Annotated in this window: 2 protein-coding genes; both read right to left on the bottom strand. The window is 34.4% G+C overall.

Features of this window, described 5'->3' with window-relative positions; genetic code table 11:
• Nucleotides 1–8: 8 nt before the first annotated feature.
• Nucleotides 9–6,491 carry a non-ribosomal peptide synthetase gene (locus FNW52_RS16290; protein WP_143378538.1) on the bottom strand — a complete coding sequence of 2,161 codons (6,483 nt, stop codon included), beginning with the start codon at nucleotides 6,489–6,491 and terminating at the stop codon, nucleotides 9–11.
• A gap of 464 nt (nucleotides 6,492–6,955) precedes the next feature.
• The gene (locus FNW52_RS16285; RefSeq protein WP_143378537.1) at nucleotides 6,956–15,649 is read right to left on the bottom strand and encodes a non-ribosomal peptide synthetase; all 8,694 of its coding nucleotides are present in this window, start codon (nucleotides 15,647–15,649) and stop codon (nucleotides 6,956–6,958) included.
• Between the last annotated feature and the right edge of the window lie 49 nt (nucleotides 15,650–15,698).

Genomic DNA, 15,698 nt, shown 5'->3' with positions numbered 1-15,698 from the left:
TTTGCTAATTACAAGGAAAAAAATTCAGTTTCAATATTACCTTTACCTTCATCAATTTCTGTATTGGTATCAATAACTGAGGTTATATTAATATTTTCAATCAAAACTGCGAGATCCTCCAATCTCACATTTTTAAATAAATCATTTATAGAAATCTTTATTTCAAATTCTTTTTGTATAAAACTGATTAATCTGGTGGCAATCAAACTATGACCTCCTAATTCAAAGAAATTATCTGTAACTCCAATTGGTGAAACCCCTAATACTTCTTCCCATATCAATACCAACTGATGTTCTGTCCCGTTTCTTGGAGCAACATATTCTTTTCTTATTAAATCTTCGCCCGTTATACCTGGCAAAACTTTCCGATCTATCTTACCATTGGGGCTTAAGGGTAAACTTTTCAAAGCTACATAGAAACTCGGAACCATATATTCCGGTAACTTTCCTTGAAGATAACTACGAATTGACGACTTTTCTATCTCTGCTTCGGAGACAAAATAGACAACTAATACTTTTTCGCCTTTTACTTCTTTTACATCAACTATCGCTTGTTTTAAATCTGCCGAATATTGCAATAATGACGCCTCTATCTCTCCTAACTCTATCCTAAAGCCCCGTATCTTAATCTGATGGTCTATTCTACCTCTATATTCAATATTTCCATCAGGTAACCAACACGCTAAATCGCCTGTTTCGTACATTCGTTCTCCTTCCAGGAATGGATTTGAAACAAATTTCTCTGATGTTAATTCTGGTTTATTTAAGTAACCTCTGGCTAAACCTGAACCTGAAATATATAATTTACCCACAATTCCGATAGGAACCAATTGTAAATCATCACTTAAAACAAACAACTTAATATTATCAATGGGCTTCCCTATGGGAACTAATTCTAAATTTCCTGAACAATTAAAATAACTAACATCAATTGTTGCTTCAGTTGGTCCGTATAAATTAACTAATGAAACATTTGGCAATTGGAGGAAAAACTTGTTGTTGTGATCAACTGTTAAAGCTTCTCCACTTGTAAATATTCGTTTAACGCTTTTTAAATTTTGAATTTCGTGCTTATTTTCATATAAATAAGTTAAAAGCATATTTAACATCGAGGGCACAAAATGAAGAACTGAAACTTTGTACTTTTTAATATGATCAATAATTTCTTTTGGATTTTTTTGACCTTCAGGTTTTAATACACATAACTTAGATCCAGTGAATGACCACCAAAATAATTCCCACACAGAAACATCAAATGAATAACTTGTCTTCTGAAGAATAACATCATTAACTGTTAATCCATAAGAATTTTGCATCCATTCCAATCGGTTAACCAAAGCAGTATGTTCCACCATCACCCCTTTAGGATTGCCTGTAGTTCCTGAGGTATAAATAACATAGGCTAAATCACTCGGAGTATTGATTTTTTCAATATTAAATTGAGAATATTGCTCTTCGTCTTTGTAAAACAATTCTAATACTGCTTCATCTAAAACCAATTTACTATTGCTATCCTCTTTTATATATTCTATCCTATCTTGTGGGTAACTTGGGTCTATCGGAACATATGCTCCTCCAGATTTCAATATCCCAAATATTGCAACAATCATCCTTTCACTTCGGTCTAACTTGACACCTATCAGATCATCAGGTTTAATATCATATTTCCCTCTTAAATAACTCCCTAATCGATTAGCTTGTTCGTTGAGTTCTTTATAAGTAAGCTCTTTGCCTTCAAAAACAACCGCCACATTCTCTGGTGTTTTTTCTGCCTGCTCTTCGAATAAATCTATAATTGTTTTGTCTTTCGAATAATCGACTTTTGTATCGTTAAAATCTGCTACTACCTGATTTCTTTCCTCTGGTGTTAAATATGCTATTTCTTTAATAACCTGAGATGGATTATCAATCACTTCTGTAACTAAATTCTCTAAATGTGAAAACATCCGTTCTATCAAAAATGAATCGTAGATGTCTGTATTGTATTGGATATTTAATGATAATCCCTCTTCTTTCTCTATGAATACGAAACTTACATCAAACTGCGAAGTCTTACTCTTAAATTCATAATTCTCTATTTGTAATCCTGTTAACTGATCTTCATTTACTAAGTTTTTTAACTGTCCCTGATTCTGTAAAACTACCATGACATCAAACAAAGCTGAACGACTCGTATCTCTTTTTAGATGGAGTTTACTCACTAAATCATCAAACGGAAAATTCTGATGCTCATAAGCTTCTAATAAAATTCGCTTCTCATTGTCTAATACTTCCTGAAAACTGCTCTTTTCATCAAATTGGCTTCTGATGGCCAGAGTCTTCAGATAAAGACCTGCCTGATTTTCTAAATCCGGATGCTCTCTCCCAGCTATAGGTGTTCCTATAATAATATCTTGTTGATCCGTATATTTATAAAGCAGGGTTTTTATACCCGTCATCAAAGTCATAAATAAGGTAGCATTATGCTCCTTCGAATACCCTTTTAGTTTATCTAAAAAACCTCTGGAAAACTCATGGCTTATACCATCCCCTTTATAGCTTTGAACTAAAGGACGTTTTTTAAAACTCGGAAGATCTAATACAGGAATTTCTCCTGCGAATTGTGATAACCAAAACTCCTTAGACTCTTGGTGTTTTTCCTGTTGCAGGTTCTCAGCTTGCCATACTGCATAATCTTTATATTGAATACTTAATTCTGGTAAATCTATCCCTCTTCCCTGGATTAATGCATTATAGATTTTTACAGCTTCTGAAACCAATAATTCTATCGACCAGCCATCTCCTATGATATGATGCATCGATAAGAAAAAAAGGCGTTCTTCTTCTTTTAATTTTACCAGATTTGCTCTTATCAAAGGAGCTTTCTCTAAGTCAAAAACAATACTGTTCTTCTCTTGAAAATAAGTAAACACAGCTTCTTCCTGATTATCAAATGATGTGAAATCTTCTTCCAGTATACTAAAATAAAAGGATTCTGCTGGTATAATGTACTGACGAACTTCTCCTACTTCATTAGGCTTAAAACAGGTTCTTAATATTTCGTGACGCTGCATTAATAACCTAAACGATTCTTCAAATTTGTCTTTATCAATATTACCCAATAATTTAACTGCAAATGGCATGTTGTATGCCAATGAACCTCCTTCTAATTGACTTAATATCCACAACCTGTATTGTGATGCTGTTAAAGGATAGCTATCCTGAACAGGAGCCTGCGGAATGGCTAAATACTCATTATTACTTAAATATTCACCTAAGGATTCTATCGTGGGATTGGAAAAGAAATCTTTAAAAGAAACGCTCTTGTTTAATTGTTTATGTATCCTATTGATAACCTGTGCTACAACCAGACTGTGTCCTCCCAGTTCGAAAAAATTATCAGTTACCCCTATCTGGTCCAACGACAATAACTCTTGCCAGATTATAGTTAAATTCTGCTCTGTCTCATTTCTTGGAGCTATATATTCTTTTCTTATTAAATCTTCGCCCGTTATAACTGGCAAGGCTTTCCGATCTATCTTACCATTAGAGGTTAAGGGTAAATTCTCTAATGCTACATAGAAACTAGGAACCATATATTCTGGTAATTTTCCTTGAAGATAAGTACGAATTGATGCCTTTTCTGTTTCTGTTTCGGATACATAATAGGCAACTAATACTTTTTCGCCTTTTGCTTCTTTTACATCAACTATCGCTTGTTTTAAATTCGTTGAATATTTCAACAAAACAGCCTCTATCTCTCCTAACTCTATCCTAAAACCCCGTATTTTAATCTGATGGTCTATTCTACCTCTATATTCAATATTACCATCAGGTAACCAACATGCTAAATCTCCTGTACGATACATTAGTGTATCAGGATTAAAAGGATTTTGTACAAATTTCTCCTTGGTGAGTTCAGGCTGATTTAAGTAGCCCACCGATAGTCCTTTTCCGGAGATGCAGAGTTCGCCAACAATTCCGACAGGAGCTAATTGAGTAGAATCTGGCTCAACAATATATACTTGTCTGTTGGGTATAGGTTTTCCAATTGGGATAGTCGTTTCTTTATTCGTTATTTGATGGTACGTAACACACACAGTACTTTCTGTAGGCCCATAAGTGTTGTACACCGACATTTTGTCCCATAAGTTATTTATATAATCTGGTTGTAAAATGTCTCCACCACTAATCAGGATTCTTATTTTAAGATCGTACTGGTCATATACATGATTTAAGTATTGCAATGCATATGGATTGCTACTTAAAACCGTTATTTTATGGTGTTCACAAAGGCGGAATAATGTTTCAAAATCACCCTTCCCTTCATGTAATACTAACGTTCCTCCACTGGTAAGAATAGGAAATATTTCTTCTACAGAGGTGTCAAAAGAAATGCTAGCTTGCTGTACTACACTGTCTTGTGATGTTAAGTGAAAGTAATCTTTAAAGGTTACCACATAGTCTGCAAAAGAGGCATGTGTTATTTGAACTCCTTTAGGATTTCCTGTAGATCCAGAAGTATATATTACATACGCTAAATCTTTTTGAGTTATTACTGATACATATTTTCCAGGATAGTCATGGAAATAATTTTTAAATTCTTCCAATACTTCACCAGTGACAATCAGCTTGCATCCGATGTCTTGCTGAATATAGTTTTTTCTTGCTTCAGGATAAGTAGGATCTATGGGCACGTAAACCGCTCCCGTTTTTAATACGGCCATGATAGTTATGATGGCCCACGAACTCCTTTCCAACTCTATTCCGATAAAGTCACCTTTGATAACATTAAATTGACGCTCAAGATGATTTGCCAATTTATTACTGTATTCTTCTAAAAGTGCATAGCTTATTTTTTCTCCTTGATGGATCAGTGCTGTTTTATTCGGGTTTTCCTCAGCAATTGATTTTATAAGGCTTACAACCGTCAAAGAAGGTTCATAAGGTGTAAGAACTTGATTAAATTCATTAAGAAGTTTGTTTTTTTCTGCCGGAGTTACAATTTCAATAGAATTTAAGATACGATCAGGTTTTTGTAAACCTGCTTTTACAAATACTTCAAAGTGGTGAAAAAGATTAATAATAAAGCTTTCTTCATAGATATCCGTATTATATTCCAGACTTAAGGATAATCCTTCTTCTTTTTCTACAAATACAAAACTGATATCTAATTGACTTACTCCTCGTTCTATTTCATTGTATTCGGAAGCAACAACTCCTTGTATTCCTTTTTGATCATTGATTTCCAATCTCCGGTGATTTTGTAATAACACCATGATATCAAACAATGCTGATCTGCTTTGGTCCTTAGGCAGAGATAAGTGATTTACAAGCGCAGTAAAAGGGTACTCTTTGTTTTCATAAGCTTTTATGAGTGTCTGCTTTTGTTTTTGCATCAGATGTAGGAAGCTGTCTCCTTTTTCAAATTGCGTTCGTATCGGTAAAGCATTCGAATATAAACCTATTTGATGCTCAAGATCAGCATGCTCTCTTCCGGCAACAGTAGTACCAAGTGTTATATCTGTTTGACCTGTATATTTGGAAAATAATCCATTAAGACCTCCAAACAACAGCATAAACAAGGTCATTTGTTGTTCTTTAGCAAATGTGTTTAACTGATCTAAAAACTGTTTTGAAAATTCATAATTTTGTACACTTCCCTTATAGGTTTTCATAGCTGGACGTTTTCCCGAAATCAAATCCAGCACGGGAGATTTTGTTTCAAACTGTTGCTTCCAGTATTGTAATTTGTTATTATATTCTGGACTTATAAGCTTTTCATTAAGCCATTCGCTATAGTCTTTGTATTGTATAGATAATTCAGATAATTTTATTTCATCCTCACTGGCTAAACTATTATAAACCATCATTACCTCTCTGGTTAATATTTGCAATGACCAACCATCTCCTATAATATGGTGAAGTACAAATAACAGAATGTGCTCTTCTTCATTTCTCTTTAATAAGGTAGCTCTTAACAAAAGGTCTTTTTCTAAATCAAAAGCTTTTTGGTATTCTTGTGTAATTTGATTGTGAAGTTGCTCAACAGAAAAATGCTGCAACGTTACAGTTAATAGCTTAAACTCTGTTTCTTCCTTCGTTAGGATATGCTGTTGTATTTCTTCTCTTTCATTTTTTCTAAAAATGGTTCTGAGTGATTCGTGTCGTGCTATAACTTGTCGAAATGCATTTTCCAGAAGTGTACTATTAAGTTTTCCCTTCAGCTTCAATGTTGCTGTAATATTATACGCCCTGTTTCCTCCAAGATATTCATGAGTAAACCACATGAAGTATTGTGTTGGCGTTAAAGCATAGCTTTCCTTTACCTCAGTTTTAGGTATAGATGTGCTGGAAGATATCAAATTGATTAAATACGCCTTGTGTTCTTTAATCTCATCTAATAACTCTTTTGTTAACAATCCTTTAGGCGCATTTACTTTAAGATTACCATCAGTTATTTTCAGCTGAACTCCCAAAGAAATAAGTTTATTTATAATTTCATTTTTCATAAAAAAAAAGTTTAAATCTAGTATTGTCTTTCATTTTATTTTCTCGATCATCTTCCTTTCTTTCCATCTACGATATTCCTTAACTAATGCTAAAAAAATTGATAAACAAGCACTTCGTAAACTTTTTTCTCTTAACGAGATTCAACATATATAAAACACCAACCATTGTAAACTGCTCTCAATATATAATAAAATATAAATTTTAAAAAATAGCTTCGCTATCCTCAGTTACGAGAATTCGATTTTGAAAGTTATTTTTCAGCATTTAGCCATAAAATATTTTGCGCAAAAATATCAGCAACATTCCTACAAAAATTACGGACTTTTGATGTATAATTTACGGACTTTTTAGCCTAGCTCATAAGCCGCTAACAATGAATCGAATAGCCATACAGATTATATTTAAAATATTTGATTCCTTTAAAAGCTATAAAAACATTGAATCTTCATTTTTTTAAAAACCTTTACAAAACGATTTCGTCTTGATCTTGTTCCTGAAGTATCGTATTGAATTCCTGATTTTGAAGTATTGAGAAGTTCAACAATGCTGATAAACCTCGTATGTTTAAGGTCTCGTATAGGTTTGCTATAGAAAACACAGTATTATAAGTCTTGTTTATTTTATTAATCAAAACAACTGCCTGCAAGCTGTTCCCTCCCAATTCAAAGAAATTATCTTCAGTTCCTACTATCTCAAGATCCAATTTCAGAACTTCTGCCCAAATAGCAACCAATTTACTTTCTATCTCGTTTTTAGGAGCTACATAGGGCACCGTTTTTAAATCTGAAACCATAGGGTTTGGCAACGCTTTTCTCTCTATTTTACCAGTTCGGGTCAACGGAAACTCTCCCAGGGTTATATAGATCGTCGGGATCATATATTTGGGTAATATTTGTCCTAAAAGCATTTTTATTTTAGTTGCTTCTAAACTTTCAGTTACCCGGATATATGCAGTTATATAACTGTTTTCCTGTAATTCTTTAAGCAAAACCACCGCCTCCTTTATAGGCTCAATTTGCTCTAATTGATACTCTATTTCTGACAGCTCTATTCGTAATCCGTTGATTTTTACCTGAGAGTCTTTGCGTTGCATGAATTCAATTTCCCCAGTAGGGAGCATTTTTCCGATATCTCCGGATCTATAAACTCTTCCTTCTCCTGTCAACGGATCGGTTATAAAGACGTTCTCTGTTAGTTCTTGCCTGTTTAGGTATCCCAATGAAAGGTAGTCGCTTTTGAAAGCAATTTCTCCCGTTTGATAAACACCTTTCAGTTGATTGTTTTCATCCAATAAGAAAATGCCCGTTTCCTCTACTGCTTTACCTAAAGGCATATTGTTTCTCGTTAATTGAGACGTGTGTTTTAAGAATTTTTGAGTTACAATAGTAGATTCGGTTGGCCCATAATCGTTTACTAAAAAAGCTCCTTCAAGGAAATGTTTTTTAAATAAATCCAAATCTGGCTTATGACATGATTCTCCGCCTAAATCAATTAATCTTACCGTAGGTAACACTTCGCCTTCTTCCAGTCCTTTTAAAAAATTCCTGTAGATGGTTGGCACCATATGTATAATCGTAATATTTTGAATGAACAGCCATTCTGAAAGTTGGTCAAGCCCATTTTCAAGCATATCATAGATACTAACTGTAGCGCCGTTTAAAATAGCACCATAAATATCTTTTACAGAAGCATCAAATGTATAAGTGGAGAAAACACTTAAATTATCATTTATTGCAATGTGAACATTATTAGTATATACTCTTATAAAATGAAGTACATTTCTTTGATTTTGCAAAACCCCTTTTGGCATGCCCGTAGACCCTGAAGTATACAAGACATAAGCCTCTGCTGCGGCACTTACACTATTCTCCGGATTTGAAATTTCTGGAAGAATATAGTTTTCAGATAGCTTTATAATTGATAATTGCGGTAATTCCTGTTGTAACTGTTGGACTTTTTCTACAGTGGTAACATTACAGACCAGTAGGTTACATCCTGAGTCTTCAATAATGTACCGAATTCTGCTCAAAGGATTGTTCGCATCTATAGGTACATAAGCATATCCAGCTTTAAGTACTCCCAGCATTCCTATTACACAAGTTTCATTGTGATTTAAAAGCAGGGCTATTCGTTGTGTCTCCTGATTGGCTTTTTCATTAATTTGTCGCGCTAAATGATTGGCACAATTATTAAGCATCGTATAGCTAAGTACAGTTTGATTGGCAGATACTGCCGTATCATTTGGAAATCGATCTACTTGTTTTTCAAATCGTTGAGCTATACTTTGTTGAATTTCGACCGCCTCAAAATATTCAAAATCATTAGTCGGTTTTAAATCTTCTTCCTGATAAATAAAATCTTCAAATATTTTTATAGTGTGTAACGGTTTTTCGTAATTCTCTATTACCTGATCAATGATTGATAAATAGGCGTTTATCCAATATTGGATGGTTTCTTTTTTAAAGAGCTCATGATCATATACACAGTTGATACTATATCCATTTACGAAACTTTTTATATAGCATTCCACATCAAATTTTGGTGTTGCTTCCAACACTTCGTGATTTGAATTAAAGTCAGCTATTATTTCCAGTGCTTTTGTATCAAAATCAACCATATTTATAAACACCGGGCTTAGAGGAAAACGATTGTCATTGTAAGGGATATCAATCAGTTCTAATAACTGCTCAAAAGGATAGTTTTGATGTGCTAAAGCGTTTATTAATGTTTCATTAACGTGTTGTAACCATGTCTGAAAGGATTCATTTTCACTTATTTTATCACGCAGCATGAGCGTGTTTATAAAGCAACCTACCAAATCTTTTAATTGATAATGATTTCGGTTGGCCACTGGAATCCCTATAATAATATCTTCTTCTGAAGTTAGTCTATACAATAGTATTTTTAGCGTCGCAACAAAAACTGCAAAGACACTCGTCCCTTTTTTCCAAGATAATTCTTCTATTTTTTTCTTCTGCTCTTCCGTAATGTAAAAGGTATAGGAAGAAGAAGTTCCGTAGTTCGTTTTTAATTTAGCGGCATAATCCGACGGTAATTGCAAATACGGCAATGGCCCGGTGAACTGTTCTTTCCAATAATTTTCCTGAACACTTACTTCTGGCGATTGCAACAGTTTATTTTGCCATTGTGCATAATCTTTATACTGTATTGACAATTCCGGAAGTTCAGCAGTCTTCCCTGTTATTGTGGCATTATAGATGTCCATTAAATCTCTGGATATAACTCCCATAGACCAACCGTCGCTTATACTGTGGTGTATGTTAAAATACAATCTATGAGTTGAGTCTTCTTTTAAAATGGCTATTTTAAACAAGGGATACGCTTCAAGATCAAACTCATGTTCAAACACTTCCCTTTTACTGTCTGATTCCGATTCGAAGCACGGAATGGACATCAGCAAATGAGACAATACCTTTTGTTTAGGAATACCAGCCTCATCCACAAATACGCTCCTTAAAATCTCATGACGCTCCAAAAGGACATTAAATGCTGTTTCAAAAGCAGTGACATTTAAATTATCCGGTAATTCCAGTGTGCTGTATATATTGAATTCTCTGGATTTTCCCTGGATTTTATACAGTAACCAATATCGGATTTGGGAAGGAGATAAATCATAGTATTTCTGTGAAGCTGCTTTTTCAATCTCATGTACTTCTTCTTTCGAATCATTTAAAAAAACGGCATGGCTTTTCAGATTGGTGTTGGCATAGAGTGTTTTAAGGTCAACCGAAATTTTAAATATTTTTTGGTATTCGCTTAATAATTTCGTTAGCAGCAGGCTATGCCCGCCAAGCTCAAAGAAATCATCAGTAACACCTATGGTCTGATGTCCTAAAAGTTCCTGCCAGATTACTGCAATTTTAGCTTCTGTTTCGTTACTTGGCGCCACATATTCTTTTTTCAGAACATCTGCTTCGGAAATGACTGGCAGATTTGTAATATCTACTTTACCGTTGGCATTCAATGGTAATTTTTCGAGCGCGATATAATAACCTGGCACCATATAATCCGCCAACTGTTCCTTTAAGTAATTTCTCAGTGATTTTTTATCTATAGAAGCCGACGCTTTATAATAAGCTACAATGACTTGCTCATGGTTCACTTCTTTTACGAGAACCAGTACATTGGATATCGAAGTGTCATATTCCCGAATAACATGTTCAATCTCTGCCAATTCAACTCTGTTTCCTCGTATTTTTACCTGATTGTCTTTTCTCACTATGAATTCAAGATTCCCATCAGGCAACCATCGGGCTAAATCTCCGGTTTTATATAGTTTTCCTTCTGCCGTAAATGGGTTTTTAATAAATTTTTCTGTCGTGAGTTCAGGTTGGTGCAAATAACCTTTTGAAAGTCCGATTCCCGAAATACACAATTCTCCAATAACTCCAATCGGTTGTAATTTTAAGTTTTCAGATAGGATGTAAACTTGGGTATTCGCTATTGGTTTTCCAATGGATACCTTTTCTTTTAAAGCTTCCTTACAATCATAATAAGTCGTTACAACTGTATTTTCAGTTGGTCCGTAGTTATTATATACTTGTAAAGAAGTGTTTATAGAATAATTCAGGTTTTCTCCTCCTGTAAGGATCACCGTAGCTAATTCTAACCCTTCTTCTGCCATGATATCCTGGCATATTTTGGAAGGCAGATAGGCATGCGTTATTTCGTTTTTTTGTAAAAAGCTCGCTAACATTGGTATCTGAAGACGTATTTCTTCTTTTTGAATCGGATAAAGTGTGGCTCCCGATATCAGATACGGGTAAATTTCCCAAACGGACGCATCAAAGGCAACGCCGGAAAATAAAGTTCCTCTGCTGGTTTCATTAACGCTATATGTTTCTTTATGCCAAAAACATAGGTTGACCAAACTCTGATGCGTAATCATCACTCCTTTCGGTTTTCCTGTAGATCCGGAAGTATAAATTACATAAGCCAGATCCGTACTTTCGGTTTTTATTTTCGGTTGGATAGTAGATAACTGTTCTTGACAATAAAAGTCATCCAAAAAAGTATCGTCTATTACTACCTTGGCCGCAACATCATCCAAGATATTCTTAATCCTGTTTTCAGGATAGTTCATATCTATAGGAACATAGGCAGCACCCGTTTTTAGGATTCCTAGTAATGATATGAGCAGGCGTTCTCCTCTCTCCAGTTTAACTGCTACCAAATCATGCTGAACGATCTGATAATTTTGAATAAGATAATTAGCTAATCTATTGGATAATTCGTCTAATCCGGCATAACTTAAGGTCTGATCATCTGCTATGACAACCTTATTTTGTGGTGTCTTCCCTACTTGCTCCAAAAACAAATCTACTATGGTTTTTTCCGTATCAAAAACTACATCAGTATTATTAAATGTATGTAATAAGGTTTCTTTTTCACTTTCGGAAACCAAATCTATTTCTTCCAGCAGCATTTCAGGGGTTTTTACTACCTGATAGAATAGGTTCTCCAGGTGCTTACATATTCCCTGAATAAACTCGGAGGTATAAAGATCTATATTGTAAAGAACTTCTAAGTGGAATGATTCTTTTTCTGTAAAAGTAAATACAATATCAAACGGAGATACATTTCTGTTGATTTCAAACTCTTCCATCACAATATCGGAAGAAACTTTATTCTTAAAGCTCGATAATTGATGCTGATTTTGTAAAACCACCATTACATCAAACAAAGGTGATCTTGAAGTATCTCTGGAAATTTTCAATTGCTCCACCAAAGCATCAAATGGGAAATTCTGATGCTCGTAGGCTTCTAAAAGTTGTTTACCTTCTCTTTGAAGCAATGCCGAAAACCCTTCCTTTTGGTCTACTAATGTTCGTATGGCCAGCGTATTGATATACAAACCTATCTGATGTTCCAAATCCGGATGCTCCCTTCCGGCTATAGGAGTTCCAATAATAATATCGTCCTGATTGCTGTATCTTGATAATAACGTTTTTACTCCTGTCATCAACACAGTAAATAGTGTTACCTGACAACTCTTGGAAAGGTTTTTTAATTCGGTAAGTAATTCTGTTGAGAAAGTATAACGAAACTGGCTTCCACAGTATGTTTTTACAATAGGACGGTTAATATAACCCGGCAATTGAAGTAGCGGTATTGTTTCTTCAAATTGTCTAAGCCAAAATTCTTTTGCAACCTGATAGCTTTCTTTTTTCTGATCTTCTTGCAGCCATACAGCATAATCTTTAAATTGAACAGGATGTTCAGACAATATAATAGAACCTCCTGTCTGTAAGACATCGTAGCATTCTAAAACCTGTGCAGTCAATACTTTCAGCGACCATCCGTCACTTATAATGTGGTGAATTGACAAATAAAATACAAAATTATCAGTAGCAGTCTTTAATAATGAACCTCTGAATAAAGGTGCTTCTGCCAGATTATAGCTTTGTTTCTCCTTTTCTCCTATATAGTCTTGTACATGATGATATGGTGATTCGTGATTGGAAAAATCCCTGGTTTCTATCGTAAAATGAAATTCCTGATTTGGAACAATATATTGTTTTACTTCTCCTTCTTCATCCTTCTTAAAAAAGGTTCTCAGAATTTCGTGATGCGTAACTACTTGATTGAATGCTTTGACAAAGTTAACGGTATCAACAGTTCCTTTTAATGCTACTGCTCCTGAAATTTGATACGCTTCATTGCCTCCCTCCAGCTGGCTTAGTAGCCACAATCGGTTTTGAGAATGTGTCAATGGGTACGATTCTGAATAGGAAGCCAAAGGGATTGGCAAATACTCCTGACTCTTCAATACTTTTCTTAAATCACTGACAGTAGGATTAGTATAAAACACCTTATATGGGACACTCTTGTGAAGATTTTTGTAGATGGCATTAATAATTTGCAAAATCATTAGACTATGGCCTCCCAATTCAAAGAAATGATCGTTCATACCTATGGGCGAAATTCCCAGAGTCTGTTCCCAAATTTGAACCAATACTTTTTCTACAGCATCGGCAGGTGCTACATATTCTTTTTTAACAATAGTAGTATCCACTATTTCAGGAAAGGCGTTCTTGTTTACTTTTCCGTTAGGAGTTAGTGGAACCGCCTCTACTTTTATGAAGTATGAGGGAATCATGTAAGCAGGGAGCTGTTTTTCTAAGTAAGCTCTTAAATGTGTTTTATCTACGGTGGAGTTTTCTATATAATATCCCACTAAAGCATCTTCGCCCTTATTCTTTTTAACGGCAACAACTGCTTGTAGTATGTTTTCAGAAAACGAAAACATAACATTTTCTATTTCTCCAAGTTCAATACGATAGCCTCTGAGTTTTATTTGATGGTCTTTTCTCCCTAAAAAGGCAAGATTTCCATCAGGCATCCATTTTGCCAAATCACCTGTATCATACATCTTTTCCCCTTCTTCAAAAGGATTTTCTATAAACTTTGTTGAGGTTAGTTGTGGCTGATTGAGATAACCTTTGGCAATTCCATCTCCCGAAAGATATAATTTCCCCATAATACCCGCTGGCACTAATTGCAACTCTTCATCTAAAATATAAGCTTGTGTATTGGTAATAGGTTTACCAATAGGAATGGTCTGATATATCTTTTCTGAAGACAACTGGTAACAGGTACTATAAGTTGTATCTTCTGATGGACCGTATAAGTTTCTGATTTCGGCATTGGTTTGTAACAGCTTTTTAGCTATATCCACCGGAAAGGGCTCTCCTGCAAGATTAATTACAGTAACGTTTTCAAGAGAAAAACCTTCCTCTAAAATATTTCGAATACTCGAAGGAACTGTATTCAATAAAATCTTATGATCTTTGGCTAATTCTGTCCCAATCTCTAAAGCATTATTTAATATTTTTATTTTTTTTCCAATAGAAAGCGGATAAAACATCTCATATACAGAGAGATCAAAACAATGTGATGTAGCAACATAAACAATATCAAAACTTTCCGTATTGAATTCCTCTTGTGCCCAATGAATTAAAGCTACGGCATTTTGATGCGTTATCATCACGCCTTTAGGATTACCTGTAGTACCCGAAGTGTAGATAATATAAGCCAGATCACCTGATTTTCTGTTGGATGATGGATTTTCTTTAGAGTATTTAACTTGGTTTTCCTGAAAATCACTGTATACTGCAACATCAATAACCAGCTTGGACTTACTGTCTATTTCTATGTAGGCAATTCTTTCTTCTGGATAATTAACATCTATTGGAACATAAGTAGCTCCCGCCTTTAAAACAGCCAATATAGCTATAAGCAGTTTTTCGCTTCTTTCCATTTTAACCCCAACAAAATCACCTTCGCAAATACCATGCTCTTTAATAAAATAATAGGAAAGCTGGTTTGCCTGTTCATTAAGTGATTCATAAGTAAGTGACGTTTCCTTACAGACAACCGCAATATTTTGAGGTGTTTTATGAACTTGTCTTTCTACAATTTCAGCCAGTGTTATTGTGCTATCGTAGTCGCTTTTTGTAGTATTAAAAGTATTCAATAGGACGCTCTCTTCCTCTTTGGAAATTAAAGGCAGCTTAGTTATCGATACATTAATATTTTCTTCTAATTCCTTTAGCCATTTTTTAAAATTAATTAAAAAGTGTAAGACAATAGAACTTTCAATAAACTTCTCAGAATAATTTAATGAAATTCTTAAATCTTTATTTTCAAGCTTTTCAATATGACATGTTAATCCATAACACAACTCGTGAAGTTCATTATCCTCGCCATAATTAAACTGAATATAATTTACATCAGACGTTTGTTCAATAAGAGCATCTCCATAATAAGGAGCATACTTATAAACCTCTTGAACTTCTTCTTTAGTTTCCTGTATAAACTCCTTTATCGTTTTTTGACCAATCGATTGAAATTCATAACACAACAGCATTTTTTGAGAAGACGAAAATGATTTCGAAGACAGAACATTACAATCTTCAAAATACCGCTGAAGCAGCATGTTATAAAGTGCTATTAAAACAGTAAATTCTGCAACGATATTTTCCGCTGTCAATTTGTAGAAGTAAGAAAGTTCACGGGCATCAACTATAATAAAATCCATAGAAGAACTTCCTGGAAAACCTTCTTTAGAATGAACAATCCTACTGTTTTTTTTAAGCCAATAGTCTTTAGCTATCTTGTCGTTGATGTGATCCATTTTAGTGTAATTCTTTTATACCATTAGTTTATTAAACAAGTAGCTAGAC

The sequence above is a fragment of the Flavobacterium sp. ZT3R18 genome, from assembly GCF_007097385.1.
Classification (GTDB): Bacteria; Bacteroidota; Bacteroidia; order Flavobacteriales; family Flavobacteriaceae; genus Flavobacterium.
The sequence above is the reverse complement of the archived record's forward strand: the minus strand, read 5'-3'. Positions and strand labels throughout refer to the sequence as shown.

Coding starts and splice junctions, on each gene's coding strand:
- FNW52_RS16290 (WP_143378538.1), bottom strand. CDS start 6,491: ATGAAAAATGAAATTATAAATAAACTTATTTCTTTGGGAGTTCAGCTG.
- FNW52_RS16285 (WP_143378537.1), bottom strand. CDS start 15,649: ATGGATCACATCAACGACAAGATAGCTAAAGACTATTGGCTTAAAAAA.